The organism is Rhodococcus sp. 27YEA15, from assembly GCF_049739425.1.
Taxonomy (GTDB): domain Bacteria; phylum Actinomycetota; class Actinomycetes; order Mycobacteriales; family Mycobacteriaceae; genus Rhodococcus_F.
Window position 1 is genome coordinate 179,199 of sequence record NZ_JBMHHW010000001.1, and the last position, 18,311, is coordinate 197,509.

The 18,311-nt window shown below is 64.7% G+C and carries 17 protein-coding genes and 1 pseudogene; 7 read left to right on the plus strand and 11 right to left on the minus strand.

The window, feature by feature from the left end:
* Positions 1-61: 61 nt before the first annotated feature.
* Positions 62-1,156 carry a DNA integrity scanning diadenylate cyclase DisA gene (gene disA / locus ABH922_RS00830; RefSeq protein ID WP_424805130.1) on the minus strand — a complete coding sequence of 365 codons (1,095 nt, stop codon included), beginning with the start codon at positions 1,154-1,156 and terminating at the stop codon, positions 62-64.
* Positions 1,157-1,240: 84 nt separating this feature from the next.
* Here disA and ABH922_RS00835 point away from each other — a divergent pair, with 84 nt between their 5' ends.
* Positions 1,241-1,801, plus strand: a complete 561-nt coding sequence (locus tag ABH922_RS00835; RefSeq protein ID WP_424805131.1) for a PaaI family thioesterase — start codon at positions 1,241-1,243, stop codon at positions 1,799-1,801.
* Positions 1,802-1,807: 6 nt separating this feature from the next.
* Here ABH922_RS00835 and radA read toward each other — a convergent pair whose 3' ends face one another.
* Together radA and ABH922_RS00845 are read right to left on the minus strand one after the other, a co-directional pair.
* Positions 1,808-3,241 (minus strand): DNA repair protein RadA, encoded by a 1,434-nt coding sequence (radA, locus tag ABH922_RS00840; RefSeq protein ID WP_424805132.1) that lies wholly within the window; start codon positions 3,239-3,241, stop codon positions 1,808-1,810.
* 108 nt (positions 3,242-3,349) lie between these two features.
* The gene (locus ABH922_RS00845; RefSeq protein ID WP_424805133.1) at positions 3,350-3,985 is read right to left on the minus strand and encodes a hypothetical protein; all 636 of its coding nucleotides are present in this window, start codon (positions 3,983-3,985) and stop codon (positions 3,350-3,352) included.
* 264 nt (positions 3,986-4,249) lie between these two features.
* On the opposite strand from ABH922_RS00845, the gene ABH922_RS00850 reads away from it, so the two are divergent.
* Genes ABH922_RS00850 through rlmB form a run of 5 tightly spaced genes read left to right on the plus strand, consistent with a single transcriptional unit; the run spans position 4,250 to position 8,311 of the window.
* Entirely contained in the window at positions 4,250-4,738 is a 489-nt protein-coding gene (locus tag ABH922_RS00850) for a CarD family transcriptional regulator (protein WP_424805134.1), read from the plus strand.
* A gap of 24 nt (positions 4,739-4,762) precedes the next feature.
* Entirely contained in the window at positions 4,763-5,458 is a 696-nt protein-coding gene (ispD, locus tag ABH922_RS00855; protein WP_424805135.1) for a 2-C-methyl-D-erythritol 4-phosphate cytidylyltransferase, read from the plus strand.
* Positions 5,449-5,925, plus strand: coding sequence for a 2-C-methyl-D-erythritol 2,4-cyclodiphosphate synthase (gene ispF, locus ABH922_RS00860; RefSeq protein ID WP_424805136.1), 477 nt, complete (start codon positions 5,449-5,451; stop codon positions 5,923-5,925). The genes ispD and ispF overlap by 10 nt, the downstream gene beginning before the upstream one ends.
* An 11-nt stretch (positions 5,926-5,936) precedes the next feature.
* Positions 5,937-7,331 (plus strand): cysteine--tRNA ligase, encoded by a 1,395-nt coding sequence (cysS, locus tag ABH922_RS00865; RefSeq protein WP_424805137.1) that lies wholly within the window; start codon positions 5,937-5,939, stop codon positions 7,329-7,331.
* Between the two features lie 2 nt (positions 7,332-7,333).
* On the plus strand, positions 7,334-8,311 hold the full coding sequence (rlmB, locus tag ABH922_RS00870) for a 23S rRNA (guanosine(2251)-2'-O)-methyltransferase RlmB (RefSeq protein WP_424805138.1): 978 nt from the start codon (positions 7,334-7,336) through the stop codon (positions 8,309-8,311).
* A 37-nt stretch (positions 8,312-8,348) separates the two neighbouring features.
* Here the strand turns inward: rlmB and ABH922_RS00875 are convergent, their stop codons facing one another.
* The 8 genes and pseudogenes from ABH922_RS00875 to ABH922_RS00910 all read right to left on the minus strand — a co-directional run bounded on the left by ABH922_RS00875 (position 8,349) and on the right by ABH922_RS00910 (position 17,083).
* Positions 8,349-10,094, minus strand: coding sequence for an ABC transporter ATP-binding protein (locus ABH922_RS00875; protein WP_424805139.1), 1,746 nt, complete (start codon positions 10,092-10,094; stop codon positions 8,349-8,351).
* Entirely contained in the window at positions 10,091-11,710 is a 1,620-nt protein-coding gene (locus ABH922_RS00880; RefSeq protein ID WP_424805140.1) for an ABC transporter transmembrane domain-containing protein, read from the minus strand. Before ABH922_RS00880 ends, ABH922_RS00875 begins: the two co-directional genes overlap by 4 nt.
* Before the next feature lie 106 nt (positions 11,711-11,816).
* Positions 11,817-12,614, minus strand: a complete 798-nt coding sequence (locus tag ABH922_RS00885) for an AraC family transcriptional regulator (protein ID WP_424805141.1) — start codon at positions 12,612-12,614, stop codon at positions 11,817-11,819.
* 127 nt (positions 12,615-12,741) lie between these two features.
* Entirely contained in the window at positions 12,742-13,419 is a 678-nt protein-coding gene (locus tag ABH922_RS00890) for an LpqN/LpqT family lipoprotein (RefSeq protein ID WP_424805142.1), read from the minus strand.
* A gap of 127 nt (positions 13,420-13,546) precedes the next feature.
* Positions 13,547-14,309 (minus strand): annotated as a pseudogene (locus ABH922_RS00895) (LamB/YcsF family protein).
* A 17-nt stretch (positions 14,310-14,326) separates the two neighbouring features.
* Positions 14,327-15,208: a metal ABC transporter permease gene (locus ABH922_RS00900; RefSeq protein WP_424805143.1), complete on the minus strand. Its 882-nt coding sequence runs from the start codon at positions 15,206-15,208 to the stop codon at positions 14,327-14,329.
* Complete coding sequence (locus tag ABH922_RS00905; RefSeq protein WP_424809515.1) at positions 15,205-16,053, minus strand: metal ABC transporter ATP-binding protein; 849 nt, start codon at positions 16,051-16,053, stop codon at positions 15,205-15,207. The genes ABH922_RS00900 and ABH922_RS00905 overlap by 4 nt, the downstream gene beginning before the upstream one ends.
* Before the next feature lie 79 nt (positions 16,054-16,132).
* Positions 16,133-17,083 carry a metal ABC transporter solute-binding protein, Zn/Mn family gene (locus ABH922_RS00910; protein WP_424805144.1) on the minus strand — a complete coding sequence of 317 codons (951 nt, stop codon included), beginning with the start codon at positions 17,081-17,083 and terminating at the stop codon, positions 16,133-16,135.
* A 139-nt stretch (positions 17,084-17,222) separates the two neighbouring features.
* On the opposite strand from ABH922_RS00910, the gene ABH922_RS00915 reads away from it, so the two are divergent.
* A complete protein-coding gene (locus ABH922_RS00915) occupies positions 17,223-18,311 on the plus strand; it encodes a LacI family DNA-binding transcriptional regulator (protein ID WP_424805145.1) in 1,089 nt (362 codons plus the stop codon).

Consider the following 18,311-nt stretch of genomic DNA (forward strand, 5'->3'; position numbering starts at 1 on the left):
TGAAGGCGGTCGAGGCCGACTGGGACGCATTCTGCAACCACGTGGCCTGCGCTGCCCCAGCTCAGTTGTAGGAGCCGGTGATCGATGTTTCGGCCAGTCGGGACAAGCCTTCACGGATGTGTCTGGCCCACAACCCGCCGATGCCTTCCACCGACTGCAAATCGGCGGCCGTGGCGGCGAGCAGTGACTGCAAGGTGCCGAACGATCCGACCAAGCGGTGGATCTGATGGAACTGCAACCGTGGGACACGCATCAGGACGCGATAGCCCCGCGGTGTCATGGGTGTGTCGAGAGCCTCGATAGTGCCCGGATACCCGAATACCCGAGCGAGTGCCGTCAGGTCGAGAAGATCGGCATCCGAGACTCGGTCCAGAGCTGCCAGAACCGTGTCCAACGCCGCGGTTCCGATCGGTTCCGACGACGCGAGGTAATCGCGGACGACGAGTTGGCGGGCGATGTCGTTGTCGCCCACCAGCTCTTCGAGTTGAAGCGCCAACTGCCGGCCGTCGGTGCCGAGTTCGAGTACGTCCTGCTCGATTTCGATGGACACTCGGCGGACCATTTCCAGTCGCTGTACGACGGTCAGCGCGTCGCGAAGCGTCACGAAATCCTCGATCTCCACCACGGAGAGTTGGCGGGTGACCTCGTCGAGGCGCGCCTTGTAGCGTTCGAGCGTCGCGACCGCCTGATTGGCTCGCGACAAGATTGTGGCCGAGCCGTCGATGACGTGGCGTACGCCGCCCACGTACACACTGACGATGGACATCGACTGGCTGACCGAGACCACCGGATAGCCGGTCTGGATGGCCGTACGTTCGGCAGCGCGATGGCGCGTACCCGATTCGACGGTCGGGATCTTGTGATCGGGAACGAGTTGGACGTTGGCGCGCACGATGTGGGTGCCGTCGGTGGACAGCACCACGGCACCGTCCATCTTCGACAGCTCTCGCAACCTCGTCGGCGCGAACTCGACGTCGAGATTGAAGCCGCCGTCGCAGAGCGCCTCCATCGCGTCGTCGTAGCCGAGGACTATGAGCGCGCCGGTACGGCCGCGGAGGATCCGTTCGAGACCGTCACGCAGTGCGGTTCCGGGTGCCAACCTCGCGATGGTCTCGCGCAATGCCGAGGACTGACTGTCCGCCATCGCACTGATCATCGAGAACTCCCTGCTGAGGTTGACGTCACTTCGTGTCGGGTCTGCGTAGCGACATGCGCTGGTCCCCGTTTAGATTACCTATCCATGAGTAGTGCCTGGACCTTGCCTGATGACCTGACCGTTCCCGAAGTTGCCGAATCTTTCGTGGCAGCGGGCGAGGAATTGCCGCCGCACTGGTCCAAATGTTTCGGATGCGGCGACGACCAACCGTCCGGAATGGCGATGACTTTCGTCGCCGGTGTCGGGCTGAGCGTCACCGGACGACTGGAAGTGGCGAAGAAGTACCAAGGCGGCCCCGGTGTCATCCACGGCGGCATCTTGTCGTCCGCATTCGACGAGACACAGGGCATGGCGTGTCTCGCCTTGGGTACGCCCGTCGTGACAGGTCATCTGGAGATCGATTTCGCCCGTCCGATCCCGCTGGGTTCGGTACTCGAGTTCCGTGCCCGTGTCGACGGTACGGTGCGCCGCAAGGTCTACACGAGCGCCGAGGCGTACATCGTCGACGGTCCGGGATCGGATCCCGACACGGCGGTCGGTACCTCTCGCGCACTGTTCGTGACCGTGACCGCCGAGCATTTCGTCGACACCGTCAAGTACGTCGACGGCGTTCCTCGATCGCCGTTCGGGACGTCCGCTGTCTGAGGACGTTCAGTCGACCTGCGCGAGCTTGGGGCGCGGCGGATTCTGCTTGCGGCCGGTCATCGCGGCCCAGGACAAGGCATCGCCCAGGTTCGCGACCTCGTGCACCCGCATTCCGGGAACCTTCGGGCCGGAGTCGACGGGCACTATCGCACTGGTGAACCCGAGCCGAGCGGCTTCGATCAGACGCCGATTGACGCCGGCGACGCGACGAACCTCGCCTGCCAGTCCGACTTCACCGAGTATGACGAGTCCGGCCGGAACCGGTTTGCCCTTCACCGCCGAGGCGACGGCCACGGCGAGCGCGAGATCGGCGCCCGGTTCCGTCATGCGCATTCCGCCGACAGTGGCCGCGTACACGTCGGATTTGGCGATCGAGACCCCGGCCCGCCGTTCGAGGACAGCCAGAACCATGGCGACGCGGGCGGTGTCCAGGCCGCTGACCGCGCGGCGGGGGGTCGGTAGCGGAGTGGGTGCGACCAATGCCTGAACTTCGCCCAGGAGAGGGCGCTTGCCGTCCATCATGACGGTGACCGCAGTGCCTTCGACTGCTTCTTCGCGGTGGTGCAGGAACAGGCCGGACGGGTCGCTGATCTCGTGTATGCCCTGATCGCTGAGCTCGAAACAGCCGACCTCGTCAGCTGCGCCGAACCGATTCTTGACCCCACGGACCATGCGCAGGGTGGAGTGCTTGTCGCCCTCGAAGTGCAGGACGACGTCGACGAGGTGCTCGAGCGATCGGGGCCCGGCGACGGCGCCGTCCTTGGTGACGTGACCGATCAGCAGTACCGGTATCCCGCTGGCCTTGGCCAGTGACGTCAGAGCGCTCGTGACGGCTTTGACCTGGGTGACTCCGCCGACGACGCCGTCGACGTCGGCGGCGAGCATGGTCTGGACGGAGTCGACGATCAACAGTGTCGGCTTGACCTGTTCGACGTGCCCGAGAATGGTGGCGAGATCCGATTCGGCCGCGAGGTACATCCGCTCGTGAACCGAATTGGTGCGATCTGCGCGTAGTCGGACCTGGCCTGCCGATTCCTCACCGGTGACGTACAGTGCCCGGTCTTCGGGACTGCGCATGGCCCACCGGTAGACGACCTCGAGGAGCAGCGTCGATTTGCCGACGCCCGGCTCGCCGGCGAGGAGGACCACGGAACCGGGTACGACGCCGCCGCCGAGAACGCGATCGAGTTCACCGATTCCCGTCGGCTTTGCCTGCGTCGACTTGCTGTCGATCTGGGTCAGCGGTGTGGCAGGCGTCGTGGGTAGCACCGCTCCCGCGCCGGCTTTCGCGAGTGATGCACCGGCACGGCCGGCCACCGGCGCGACGACGGTGACTTCCGACATCGAACCCCACGAATCGCAGTCCGGGCACCGGCCGACCCACTTGGGCACGACGGACTGGCATTCGGAACAGCGGTAGTTAGACTTGGCTTTGGCCACCTGGACAGACTAGAGGCGGGGTCCGACATGGACCCCGCCTCTGGTGGCTGCATCAGTGCGTGAGCGAAACCTGTTGCCCACCTGTTGTTCTGGAACCCCTTCAGGGTTTCAGTGTCCGCCCGAACCTTCGACCGGCGACTTGTCGGAGATGTTGCGCTCGAGCAGCGGGCCTGCGTCGACGGGAACGTCGAGGGTGACGGGTCCGGCCTTCTCGAAGGTGAAGGTGACCGGGACGGTCAAGCCTGGGCGAACACCGGCCTTGATGTCCTCGAGCACGACGAGGGTGAGGGCGGACGGTGCATCCGAGTTCTCGTCCTTGTTCTTGATCTGGGTGTCGGCGAGATCGACTGCGGACTGGTCGGCAGGCACCTGTCCGGCCTGCAGGCTCGACTGCGGCTTGATCGTGAGGCCGCCGGTCTCTTCACCCGCGATGACCCGCGCGGCGTAGTCGGTGCTGATGCGGATCAGCTTGTCCGTGGTTTCGTTGCTCTCGTTCACGATCGTGAAGGCGAGAACGGCGTTGCCGCCGGGTTCGATGCTGTACTCCTCGGAAGAGGGGTACGCGATGTGCACGTTGCGTAGCGCAAGTTCGCCGACATTCGCGGTGTTGCCGTTCACCGCGGCCTGCTGGACGGCGGTCTGGCTCACCTGGCCGGAACTGCATGCGGACAGCGCGATGGCTGCGCCGGCAGCGAGCGCAATGGCGGTGGCGACTCGGCGAGTCGGCTTACGGATAGCAGTCACGGTTCGTCCTCCAGGGCGTCAGGTTCGCACTCCACTAGGCAGAGTAGTAGTCAGCTCTCGCGGGCCGGTCGCTGGGTAGTCACAACGGTTGTCTGAGTAGGGCTTCGACCGGTGGCGCGAGGCCTGCTACCGGCCGCGCGATGCACGCGCATCTGGGCCTGTCAAGCCCTACGCTCGAGTAAGGATGCCCCTGACCTGCACAGTTGATGAGTGGTCGCTTCCCGAACGTGTTAAACTAGTGGAATCGAAAGGGGCACGGGACACATGATTTTCAAGGTCGGAGACACCGTCGTATACCCCCATCACGGTGCGGCGCTGATCGAAGCTATCGAAACCCGCACCATCAAGGGTGAGCAGAGGGAGTACCTCGTTCTCAAGGTTGCACAAGGCGACCTCACAGTACGGGTTCCTGCAGACAACGCCGAATACGTCGGAGTTCGTGACGTGGTCGGACAAGAAGGCCTCGACAAGGTTTTCCAGGTTCTGCGCGCACCACACACCGAAGAGCCCACCAACTGGTCTCGTCGATACAAGGCAAATCTCGAGAAGCTGGCTTCCGGTGACGTGAACAAGGTCGCCGAAGTTGTTCGGGACTTGTGGCGTCGTGAACAAGATCGCGGACTTTCCGCAGGTGAGAAGCGAATGCTTGCCAAGGCCCGTCAGATTCTCGTCGGAGAGCTCGCGCTCGCCGAGGGTACTGATACCGAAAAGGCCGACATCATTCTCGACGAGGTCCTCGCGACCGCGTCCTGAACTGACGAACGAACAAAGCTGACAGTGTCGGTAGTAGCGCTGGTTCCTGCCGCGGGTCGGGGAGTGCGTCTGGGCGAAGATGTGCCCAAGGCATTCGTCGAACTCGGCGGGCGCACCATGCTTGCACGCGCGGTCGATGGTCTCCGGGATTCCGGAGCGATCGACCGCGTTGTCGTCATTGTGCCGCCGGAGATGGTGGCCGAGGTGCGGGCGGACCTGGGAAGCGCTGAGGACGTCGTCGTGGTTGCCGGGGGTTCCGAACGTACCGACTCGGTACGGGCCGGACTTGCCGGCGCGGGTGACGCCCGGTTCGTGCTCGTGCACGACGCAGCCCGGGCGCTGACACCGCCGTCGGTGATCGCGCGAGTGGTCGCACAGTTGCGGGCGGGAAGTTCGGCGGTCATTCCGGTGGTGCCGGTCACGGACACCATCAAGTCGGTTGACGCATTCGGGGCGGTCACCGGGACCCCGCAGCGCAGTGATCTGCGCGCAGTGCAGACACCGCAAGGTTTCGATGCCGCGATACTGCGGCGGGCATACGACGAGGTCGGCGCGGTTGCCACCGACGACGCCGCTCTGGTCGAACGGCTAGGAGTGACCGTGCAGACCATCGAAGGGGACGCATTGGCGTTCAAGGTGACCACTCCCCACGATCTGGTGTTGGCGCGGGCATTGCTGAACGGATCGGGTTCAGGACGGGAGCTTTCTTCGTGCGAGTAGGTATCGGCACCGACGTTCATCCCGTCGAGGTAGGGCGGCCGTGCTGGATGGCAGGGTTGTTGTTCGAGGATGCCGATGGATGTTCCGGCCATTCGGACGGCGATGTTGCGATACACGCCTTGTGTGACGCACTGCTGTCGGCGGCCGGACTCGGCGACCTGGGTTCGGTTTTCGGTACCGGCCGTCCCGAGTGGGACGGTGTGAGCGGGGCCAGGATGCTCGCCGAAGTGCGCAGACTGCTCGAAGAGTCCGGGTTCGCTGTGGGTAACGCGGCGGTGCAGGTCATCGGTAACCGGCCCAAGATCGGGCCGCGCCGCGCCGAGGCGCAACAGGTGCTTTCCGACATTCTCGGCGCTCCGATTTCCGTGTCCGCGACCACCACGGACGGACTCGGTCTGACCGGTCGCGGCGAAGGGATCGCCGCCATCGCCACCGCATTGGTCATGACAACCCATAGCGACAGGTAAGATCGCTGGTCGTGACCCTGCGCCTATACGACACCGGTACGCGGGCCCTTCGGGATTTTGTTCCGTTGGCCCCTGGACATGCATCGGTGTATCTGTGTGGGGCTACTGTCCAAGGAGATCCGCACATCGGGCACGTCCGTAGCGGTGTCGCTTTCGACGTTCTACGACGTTGGTTGCTCGCGCACGGTAGCGACGTTGCGTTCGTACGCAACGTGACCGACATCGACGACAAGATCCTCAACAAAGCCGCCGACGCCGGCCGCCCCTGGTGGGAGTGGGCCGCGACGTTCGAGCGATCGTTCGCCTGGGCATACGACCAGTTGGGTGTACTTCCCCCGTCCATCGAACCGCGAGCCACCGGCCACGTGACACAGATGGTCGAGATGATGCAGCGACTCATCGCGAACGGCCATGCGTACGCGGCGGGGGGCGACGTCTATTTCGACGTGCAGAGTTACCCCGAGTACGGCGCGCTGTCCGGGCACAAACTCGACGACGTCCATCAGGGGGAGAGCGCCGCCGAGAGCAAGCGTGATCCCCGCGACTTCACGTTGTGGAAGGCTGCGAAGCCCGGCGAACCGTCGTGGCCGACACCGTGGGGTGCGGGTCGTCCCGGTTGGCATCTCGAATGCTCGGCGATGGCCGAGTTCTATCTCGGTGCCGCGTTCGACATCCACTGCGGTGGGCGTGACCTGGTGTTCCCGCATCACGAGAACGAGTTGGCCCAGGCCAAGTGCGCCGGTGACGACTTCGCTCAGTACTGGTTGCACAACGGCTGGGTGACGATGAGTGGCGAGAAGATGTCGAAGTCGCTCGGCAACGTTCTGTCGGTGCCGAACGTGCTCGCGAAGGTTCGCCCTCAGGAACTTCGCTACTACCTCGGTAGCGCGCACTACCGCTCGAACCTGGAGTACTCGGACGAGGCCCTCGCGGAGAGCGCGAAATCGTATCAGGGGCTGGAGACGTTCGTTCTGCGCACGAACAAGCGCGCGGGTGGTGTCGAACTCGGAACCTGGACGGACGGTTTCGCGGAGGCACTGGACAACGATCTGTCGGTCCCGATCGCCCTGGCCGAGATCCACGGCAAGGCAACCGAGGGAAACTCGGCGCTCGCCGCCGGTGATCTCGGCGCGGCTCGGGTGGCGGCCGGACAGGTGCGGGCCATGCTCGCGATCCTGGGCGTCGACCCACTCGATGCACATTGGACGCAGTCCGGTGGCGACACCGAGACGGCGATGGAAGCGTTGGACGTGTTGGTGCGCGCCGATCTCGATCGGCGGCAGCAGGCGCGGACGGAAAAGAACTGGGCGGTGGCGGACGAGGTCCGTGATCGCCTCATCAAGGCGGGTATCGACGTAACCGATACTCCCGACGGACCCGAATGGTCCCTGAAGGCAGGGCAGTAACAATGGCTGGAAACTCGAGCAGGCGCGGCGCAGTCCGAAAGGGCGGCACCAAGAAGGGGCAGGTTGCCGGTTCCGGCGGCCAGCACAAGCGCGGTCTCGCCGGCCGCGGTGCGACACCTCCCGCCGAGGCGCGTACCAAGCATCCGGCGGCGAAGCGTGCAGCACGCGCCGCTCGCGCGGACGAGAAGCAGAACCAGGGCCGCGGCGGTCGCCCGGGTCCGGGTCGTAAGGTTCTCGACGGTCCCGAGACCGTCCTCGGACGCAACCCGGTTGTGGAGTGCCTGCGCGCTGGTGTTCCGGCGACGGCGCTGTGGGTTGCTGTCGGTACCGAGAGTGACGACCGGTTGAAGGAATCCGTCCAGCGGGCTGCCGACGCCGGTATCTCCATCCTCGAGGTGCCGCGTTCGGACCTGGATCGTCTCAGCGCCAACGGCCTTCACCAGGGCATCGCCCTGCAGGTTCCGCCGTACCGTTACGCGCACCCCGACGACCTGCTGTCGGAGGCACGTAAGCACTCCGAGCCGCCGCTGCTCGTTGCGCTCGACAACATCACCGACCCGCGCAACCTCGGTGCCGTGGTGCGTTCGGTGGCCGCGTTCGGTGGACACGGCGTCGTGATCCCGGAGCGTCGTAGCGCCAGCGTCAGTGCCGTGGCCTGGCGTACCAGCGCGGGTGCGGCAGCTCGTCTGCCGATCGCTCGCGCGACCAATCTCACTCGCACACTCAAGGACTGGGCGTCCAAGGGTGTTCAGGTTGTCGGTCTCGATGCCGAGGGTGACACCACCCTCGACGATTTCGACGGTAGTGGTCCCGTGGTGATCGTCGTCGGCTCCGAAGGTAAGGGGCTGTCGCGTCTGGTCCGCGAGAACTGCGACGCCATCCTGTCGATCCCGATGGCCGGCCCCGTCGAATCGTTGAACGCGTCGGTGGCCGCCGGTGTGGTCCTGGCCGATGTCGCTCGTCGTCGCCGCATCAGCTGATCTGATTTTTACCGGTAGACGGTCTGGTCGGCCCGAATCACCTTCGGGCCGACCACGCCTCCCATAACCGCGCGTACGTTCCGTTCATGCCGATCAACTCGTCGTGTCTGCCGCTCTCGACCACGCGTCCGCCGCTCATGACGAGAATTCGATCGGCGCGTACAGCTTGGCTCAGGCGGTGGGCGATCACGATGCTGGTCCGCCCCGTCACCGCGACTTCGGCCGCTTCGTCGAGTAGATCGGCTGCGGTGGTTCCGGCTTCGGCTGTCGCCTCGTCGAGAATTACCATCGGTGGGTCCAGCAGGATCAGTCGGACGAGGGCCAGATGCTGTGATTGGGCCGGAGTCAACGCGTGTCCGCTCGCGCCGACGCGAGTGTCGATACCGTCGGGGAGGTCGTGTATCCATTCGGCTTTCGCAGCGTGGATCGCAGCCGTGATGGTGGTGTCGGTGGAGCCGGGTGCACACAGTCGCAGATCGTCGGCGACGGTACCGACGAAAACGTGCACTTCTTGACTGATCAGAATGATCCTACGTCGGAGTTCTGCGTCGACGAGCTCACCGATCGGCATACCGTTCACGGTGATTCGTCCGCTTTCGGCTGATACCGTGCCCGCCAGAAGTTTGGCGAGTGTGGTCTTGCCCGCGCCGCTGGTCCCGACCACGGCGATACGTTCGCCGGGCGAGACCGATATCGACACTCCGTCGACGACGGGATCGATTCCGTTGTAGGAGTAGGAAACATCGGTCAGAGCTATGTCGGCAGATTCGGTGACCTTGTCGGTCACGAGATGTGACGGGCGCCCGGGCAGAGCGGTGACTCCGACGAGTCTGGCGAGACCGGCCCCGGCGTCCTGCAATTCGTCGACGTTGGAGAGGAACACCGCGATAGGACCGAAGAGACTGTGGAAGTACAGCGCGGCGGCAGTGGCGGCGCCGATGGACACCGAATCGGTGCTCACCAACCAGTATCCGACGCCCAGAACCGCTGCCAGTCCGAGCAGTTCTGCGCCGTTGAGTTGCGCGAAGAAATTGGTGCGCAGCCGTACTGCCACCATGTCGTAGCCGATGGCATGTTCGGAGGTCTCGGCGATCCGGTCGATGTGGGCGTCGCCACGACGTAACGCCGTGACAGTGTCTGCGCCGCTGATGGTTTCGACGAGTTGTTGTCCGCGACTGGCCTGCGCGGCCCGGGATTTGCGATAGACGGGCCCGGACCGTCGCAGGAAGTGCCGCAGCGCGAAGTAGTGGATCGGTGCTATCGCGAGTATCGCGACGGAGAATCGCCAGTCGATCACTCCCACGCCGACGAGGGTCAGCGAGATGGTGAACAGAGCGGACACGGTGGCGGGCAGTACCCGTGCGATGACCGTGTTGACGGATTCGACGTCACCGGACACTCGCGATACCAGATCGCCGGTTCCGGCTTCTTCCACGAGCGACGACGGCTGCGCGAGCGTCGCGGCGAACACGTCCTCACGTAGGTCCGCCAGGGCGTGCTGGGCGACGTTCGCGAGTAGTTGGGTGCTCCACCAGGACAGGGCGACTGCGGCAGCTGCAGCGGCGAGCATCACGACGGTGATCCATACCAGCGACGAAAACGGTGCACCGTCGGTCACGGCGTCGACCATCAGTCCGAGTAGTGCCGGGGTGGACAGCCCGCACGCGGTGGCGGCGAGGAGAACCACCGTGGTGAGAAGCAGTGCACGCCTGCGCGGTCGCAGCAGTGCGAGCAGAGCGCGAACGGTGTCCGAGGTGGACGCGATGGGCAGGATCGCGGTCACAGTGCCTCCACGCGTACGTCCACGTCGACGACCCGGTCGCAGGAGTGCAGCAGCGTCGGGCTGGAGGTGATGATCAGGATGGTCTTGCCGGGAAAGCTCTTCAGCGCGTGTGCGATACGGTCTTCGGTCACCGAATCGACGGCGGTCGTGGGTTCGTGGAGTACGAGTACCGGTTGCGGTTGATGCAGGGCGCGCGCGAGGAGCAGTCGCTGACGCTGTCCGCCCGAGAGTTTCTTGCCCTGCTCGCCGACTTCGGAGTGCTGTCCGTCGCTCAGGTGCGTCAACACGTCGTCGAGGGCCGACGCGGTCACGGCGGCCGGGTCCAGCGCCCCGGTGGCGAGGTTGTCGAAGACCGTTCCGGTGAACACGGTTCCCTCGTGGGCCGACACGAACACGAGGTCACGGAGCCCGTCCGGTCCCAGTGCGGTTGCATCGGTGCCGAAAACGACGACCTGATCGGCTTCGAGTGGCGTCCGGTAGCCCAAGCGGAGGGCAAGTCGGTGTGCCGAGTCGTCGGCGCGTATCCCGATCAACTCGCCGCGAGAGGCGGAGACGACAGTTCCGTTGTCAGTGGTCACCCGCAGGATCTCGGCGTCCGCTTCGGTGGAATGTAGCGTTGTGGTAGAACCGGATTCGATCAGCGATGGCTCCGTCAGCAGTTCCGACAACCTGCGGGCGGAACCACGTTTGGCGGCCAGCTCGGCCCCGAAGAAGCCGAGGGTTTCCATGGGGCCGGCGATGACGCGACTCAGGCCGACGATCGCCACGAAATTCCCGACCGTGATCGAGCCTTGGTGGGCCATCGCGGCAGCACCCAGCGTCACTGCCGCCAACACTGCTGCGGAGACACCCGAGTTCAGGGCGGTCAGGCTGGACAACGCCCGAACCTTACGAATTGCCGCGTACATCGACTCGCGGCTGGCCCGGGTGTATCGCGCCACTGCGGACGGTTCGGCCCCGATGCCTTTCAGTACCCGCAGTCCGAGCGTGAAATCCGTTGCCAGGGTGCCGGCTTCGGCAGCTTTGGATTGCTCGGCGTAGACGCGTTCGTCCAACGGTGAACTGATCTTGTGGATGAAGACGAGCTGCGCCGCTGTGATCGTCACGACGATCACAGCCAGCGGCCACGAGAGCACGGCCAGTGATGTCACCGCGGCGGCAAGACCGGCGAAAGCCGAACCCTGTTCGGCGACAACCCAGGAGAACCCGGACACGTGCGATGCGTCCGAGGTGGAGATGGTCAGCACCTCACCGGCAGAGCGTTTGGTGCGCATTCCGTGGGCGTCGAGGACGCGGCGAGCGGCAGTGAGCCGAAGATCGTGTTCGCCGTAGACGAATACGCGAGTGTTCAGACGATTGGCGATCCGCCACGACAGTGCCAGGCCGACGAACAGTGCCGTCAATACCGCCAGCCAGGTCAGCAGCGCTGTGCTGTCGGATCGCCCGATCGCCCGGTCGACGACGACACCGATGAGGACGGGGATCAAGGCCTGCGCTACCTGATACGCCGCGTGCCCGGTCACCGCCGTTACCAGCAGTAGCGCGCGCCCACCGGAGAAGGAACCGACTCGAATCAGGTGCAGGGGTCCGGAGTGAGATTTCGGCGGCGCTGACACTTCTGACACTCCTCGACCGGTCCCGAACCTACGTGCGGTACAACGGTAGGTCCGGTCGGCGATCGGAAAGTGCTCTCAGATGCCAACAGCTGTGCGGTAGCGGCCATCAGGCGGACAACTCGCAGGCGTCGGAGTGGTAGTTCTTCGGTGTGCGCCCGGTGACTTTACGAAACACGCTGGTGAAGGCGCTCGGCGTCTCGTAGCCGACGCGCCGGCTCACGGTCGCCACCGGAACCCCGGCCGCGAGGTATGTCATCGCTGCTCGTACTCGAACTTGGATTCGCCATTCGGTGAAGGACATCCCGGTGCCTCGGGCGAACACACGACTGAGAGTGCGGGGGCTGCCGCCGACGGTGTAAGCCCAGTCGGCGAGGCTGCGTTGATCCGCCGGATCGGCGATCAGTCGGCGAGCGACGGCGAGCGCTCGTGAATCGAGTGGCATCGGCACCGCGACGTCCGTGGCCTCGATCGGTGCGAGGGTGTCGAAGACGACGGCCTCGGCTCGTCGACGTGCCTCGGTGGGCATGTTTCGTTTGTGTAGATGCAGCAGCATGGTCTGGACGACGTCGTCGACGGCGATGATGGCGGGTCGGTGCCAGGGGTGTGGGAAGTCTTCGGGGCGGAAGTACGTGAAACGAGCTTCCGTGGACGGTCCCAGGGTGATGCGGCGAGGAGTCCCTGCCGGTATCCACATCCCGACGGTGGGGGGAACCTGCCAGGCGATGTCGCCCAGGTGCGCCGTCATCGGACCGGACGCACCCCAGAGCAGTTCGTGCTCGGGATGCACTGTTTCCCGCCAGTTCCGCTTCTCGTCTCGGCCGACGGTGACGGTGGTGCTCGCGAAGGGAAGCGGCACGTACCGCCCTGCGGGAACTGCCCAGTGCGGGAATCCGGAGACGCTCATCGGCGCAGTATAGCCCGGCTATTTAGGTAATGCTTCCCTATGGTGGAGTGAGCGTCCGGGGCGATACGAAACGGTGGGCCGAGGAAACCTCGGCCCACCGTTCGAAGAACGATCGTGCTGTTGCAGGTCAGCCGAACTCGATCGAGGTGTTGATCTCCTCGACCTCGTTCGACGTCTCGAGGTTGTCGATGTCGGTGAACTGGTTGACGAAGCTGATCACGTACACCGGAGAATTCGCGTCGGCCTGGTAGGCGACGACGGTCATGACCGCGTAGACCGGTACGTCGACGTTGGGGGCAACCCAGGTACCGGCGAGACGGAATGCTTTGTGCCCGTCGACGTCGATGTCGCTGTACTTGACTTCGTTCCACGCGTTGAGGGCACTGACACCGGCGCGGCCGGCGGCGAGAGCATCGTCGAGCGGGGCGTTTCCGGCCTCGTCGATGGCGACGGTGGTGTTGGGCGAGAATCCGCTCGGCTCGGTCGTGCTGCTCTGCAGTAGATCGACGATCCCGGCGGGGACCGTCGCAGCGTGGGTCCAGGTGGCCGGGAGGCTGAGCGTGATGACCGGTGCGCCGGCGATGTTTCCGTCCGCCAGAGTGATGCGCTCGCCGCTGAAGGGCGTACCGTCGGACAGCTTGCCGTCGACGTCCTCGACTACCGAGGTGCTCTCGGTGGTGCTTTCGGAGGAGGTGGTGTCGGTGGCCGTGACGTCGTCGTCCGAGCTGCTGCATCCGGAGAGGACGAGAGCTGCGGTGGCGAGTGAGGCGAATCCGAGGGCAAACTTGCTGCTCTTTGCGCGCATGTCGTGAATATCCTTGTCGTTCTCTTGGCCACTGGATGCCGACGGCAACAATGTTGACCGGCTGACAATATCAGTGCAACGAACAAGTGCCCCGACACCGAATGGGTGCGATCAGGCTGGAACTCCGCTAGCAAAAAGGGGTGATTCGGATATTCGACTTCTCGAGCAGTAGACGGATGGCGGACGCGCTCGCGACGGCGGCCGGATTGTCTCCGTGAACGCAGATCGAATCCGCCGAGATGCGGAGGGTGCTTCCGTCGACGGCCTCGACCTGACCGGTCGACACCATTGCGCGCACCCGCTCGGCGATCGCGACAGGGTTGTGCAGAACTGCTCCGGGCTCGTTCCGGGGGACCAGTGTTCCTGCGGCGGTGTACCCACGGTCCGGCGAACGCCTCACGTACGACCGGTAGTCCCGCACGTTCGGCCTCGACCAGGAATATCGACCCGGGAAGTCCCAGCACCGGTAGTGAGCTGTCGTAGGCCAGGACGGCGGCGACCACTGCCCGCGCCTGTTCGCGGTGGTGGACTATCGCGTTGTAGAGCGCTCCGTGGGGCTTGACGTACGTGACACGTGAGCCGGCTACGCGGGCGAGGCCGTCGAGCGCACCGATCTGATAGACGACGTCCGCGGTCAGATCCGCGGGTGCGACGTCCATGAAGCGCCGCCCGAAGCCTGCGAGGTCCCGGTAGCCCACCTGCGCGCCGATTCGCACGCCGTCGGCTGTGGCTGAACGGCAGGTTGCCAGCAGAGTGGTCGGATCTCCGGCGTGGAATCCGCAGGCGATGTTCGCGCTCGTGACGATCTTCAGCATGGCGTCGTCGTCGCCCAGCGACCAAGCCCCGAATCCCTCGCCCAGGTCACTGTTCAGATCGACGGAGAAACTCATGCCGAAATTCTAGAAGGTCAGGCGTGTGCCGGAATCCGCCCGGCGTTCTTTCGTCGCGCCGATCCGAGTAGTCGGCACACCAGGTAGATCACGAACGAGACGGTCGTGACGAAACTCGACACCGGAACGCCTGGCGCCAGTGAGAGCAGGATGCCACCCACCGCTGCGAGTTCTGCGAAGACGACCGACAGAATCGTCGCCTTGAGTGGGCTCGCCGTGATGTACGCGGCCGCGGCGGCCGGGGTGATCAGCAGCGACATCACCAACAGTGCCCCGACTATCTGCACACCGAGCGCGGCGGTGATGCCGACCAGAACGGCGAAGACGATGGACAGGATGCGGACCGGAACCCCACGCGCCGCCGCAACTTCGGGATCGGTACTCGCGAACAGCAAAGGGCGGTAGATGAATCCCAGTGTGCCGATGACAACCACCGCGCACAGTAAGAGCAGCTCCAGGCCGGTGTTTCCCGGTGCCACGATCTGCCCGACGAGCAGCGAGAAACTTGTCCCCGTGCGGCCGTCGTACGCCCAGAGGAACAGCACGGACAGGCCCAGGCCGAACGCCATGATGACGCCGATCACCGAATCCCGGTCCCGGGCCTTGGCACCGAGCAGGCCGAACAGAACCGCCGCGACCACAGACCCCACGATGGCGCCGAATCCGACACCTATCCCGACCAGTAGGGCCGCAGAGGCGCCGGTCAGCGACAATTCGCTCGTACCGTGCACGGAGAACGACATCTGACGGCTGACGATCAGCGGGCCGATGATTCCGGCCAACAATCCGAGGATCGCGCCGGCGATCAACGCCTGCTGGACGAAGTCGTACTGCAGAAGATCGACGGTTGCCGATACGTCGAACATCCGCGACATCGCATCGGTGAATTTGTTGCTCACGCGTGGTCCTCGGCGCTCGGGTGTGATTTTTCGACATGGTGGACGCCTTCGCCCGGACGGGGTCCACCTGCGCTGCCGAGTGCGTCGATGGCGTCACCGGTTCCCACGACGACCAGCCGACCGCGCATCTGCAGCACTTCGACGTCGGTGTTGTACAGATCGGAAAGAACCTCGGACGTCATGACCTCGGCCGGTGTGCCGATGCGGAACTTGCCGTCGACGAGATACAGCACCCGATCCACCAGCGGCAGGATCGGATTGATCTCGTGGGTCACGAACAGAACCGCGGTGCCATGGGTGCGGCGACGCTTGTCGATCAGGGTGGACACCAGATGTTGATTGGCGAGGTCCAGGCTGAGTAGTGGTTCGTCGCACAGCAGGATTCGCGGATCCCCGACCAGTGCCTGTGCGATCCGGAGGCGCTGTTGCTCGCCGCCGGACATGGAACCGATGGGGGCGTCGGCGAACGACTCGGCGCTGACCTGGGCGATGGCGTCGTCGACGATGGCACGCCGACGCGCGCGGTGACGCAGTCCGGTTCCCCATCGGTGGCCGTCGACGCCGAGACCGACGAGATCGCGCCCTCGAAGCGGGAGACCGTCGTCGATGGATTTCTGCTGCGGGATGTATCCGACGTGAGAGTTGCCTGCCCGGGCCGGGGCGCCGACGATCTGCGCGGTACCTGCGCTGAGTTGGAGTTGGCCGAGCAGGATCTTGAGCAAAGACGTCTTGCCGGATCCGTTGGGGCCGAGAACTGCGACGAATTCGCCTGGCTGCACTTCGAGATCCAGCCCGTCCCAGAGGGTGCGGGCGCCGAAGGACAGTTGGGCGTTTTTCAGTGTCACCGCAGGTACTGCGGTTGCGGGCACAGGGCGGTCCGCGGGAGTGTCTGTCACAAGCCGATCGGTTCTTCCGAGGGATGAATTACTGGGCATCGAGAGCTTGTGCGAGCGATTTCGCAGTCTGCGTCTGCCACTGAATGTAGTCCAGCCCTTCCGGCAGGGTTTCGGTCACCTCGACGACCGGGACCGAAGCCTGCTCGGCCGTCGCGCGCATGTCCTGGGTGACTTTGTCCTGGGTCTGGATGTTGTAGACCAGAGCTTTGGCTTCTTTGCCTGCGAGTAGTTGACGAGTTGCGGCGATGGCTGCCGGTGCCGGATCGTTGCCGTCTTCGATGGCGCTGGTGAATTCTTCCGGGGTGGCGTCCTCGAGCTCGGCGGCTTCGAGGAGGTAGTGCGCGATCGGTTCGGTCTGGGCGACGGGAGTTCCCGCATGTGCCTTCGCGATGGAGTCGGTGATGGTTGTGATCCCGGCCAACTGCGTGCCGTAGGCGGCGGCATTGTCCTTGTAGGCGGCGGCGTTGTCAGGGTCGAGAGCGCCCAATTGGTCGGCTACCGAGTTCACCACTGCCTCGACAGTCGGGATGTCGAACCAGACGTGTTCGTTGACGGCGCCGTGGGTGTGCCCGTCGTGGGACTCCCCGGCGGTCTCACCGGCGTGGATACCGCCGTCGAGGAGGTCGTACGCGTTGACCGTCTTCTGGTCTTTGTTGGTCGAGCCGAGAATGTCGGTGACGAACTGGTCGTATCCGCCGCCGTTGTAGACGACGAGCGAGGCGTCGGTGATCTTCGCGGCCTGGGCCGGAGTGGCTTCGAAGGAATGTGGATCGGCCGAGGGCTCGTTGATGATGGAGGTGACTTTCAGCTTGTCACCGGCAACTGCCTGTGCGACGTCGCCCCAGACATTCGTCGACGCGACGACGGTGATGCCGTCGTCCTTCGGCGAGCTCGATCCACACGCGGTGAGCGCGACGGCGGCGGTGATCGATGCGGCCGCGAGGGCGGCCGCGGTGCGGAATTTCATCGACGAACGCACGGATTGTTCTCCTGTACCAAGGGTGGGCTTACTGCTATTGGAAACCGTTACCGTTACACATTAGCGCATAGTGGCTGGTAGGTCACCTTCAACTCAGCCCCGCCGCGCCGACTCGAGCCGTTACCGATAACGTCCGTTTATGCCCCGGTCCCGTCAGCCTCGCCGTCAAGCCACTCTGGCGTCGCTCGCCGCCGAGCTCAATGTGTCGAGAACTACGGTCTCGAACGCGTACAACCGACCCGATCAGCTTTCCGCGGAACTTCGGGATCGAGTGCTCCAAGCGGCCAAGCGGCGCGGTTATCCCGGACCTGATCCGGTGGCCCGCTCGTTACGCACGCGCAAAGCGGGTGCCGTCGGGCTGCTGCTCACCGAGGCGCTGAGTTACTCGTTCCGGGATCCGGCCGCCATGAGTTTTCTCGCCGGTCTCTCCGAGTCGTGTGAAGAGGCCGGGCAAGGTCTGCTTCTCATCCCGGCCGGCCCCGGACGCGACGAGGTCGACGCGGCAGCGCTCGTACAACAAGCCGGAGTCGACGGTTTTGTCGTCTACTCCGTTGCCGACGACGATCCGTATCTGGCTGCGGTCCTCGAACGCCACATACCGATAGTGGTCTGCGATCAACCCCGCGAGATTCCGGGAGCATCGCTGGTCGGAATCGACGACCGCGCTGCGACGCGCAAAGTGGCCGACTACCTTCTCGGCCTCGGGCACACCGACATCGGGGTGTTGTGCATGAGGTTGGGTCGGGATCGAATGGACGGCGTAGCGAGTCAAGAGCGGCTCACGTCGCCACATTTCCACGTCCAGCGTGAACGAATCGAAGGTGTCCGCGACTCGCTGACCGCGGCCGGGCGTGACCCGCTCTCGCTCACTGTCATCGAGCGGTACGTGCACACGTCGCAGTCCGGGCACTCCGCCGCAGCCGAGGCGCTTGCCACCAACCCGAACATCACGGCCCTGATCTGCACCACCGACGTTCTGGCCCTCGGCGCTCTCGACTGGGCCAGATGGCAAGGTATCGATGTTCCGGGGCAGCTGTCGATCACCGGCTTCGACGGCGTCTCGGAGGCGCTGCGCGAGTCTTTGACGACGGTGCGTCAACCGCAGGAGGAAAAAGGCAGGCGCGCGGGTTCGCTGCTGATGTCTCCGTCGGGTTCGGGTATTCCCGTCGTCGAGATGTTGGACACCGAATTGTTGGTGGGTCGAACGGCGGGTCCGGTCCGCACCTGA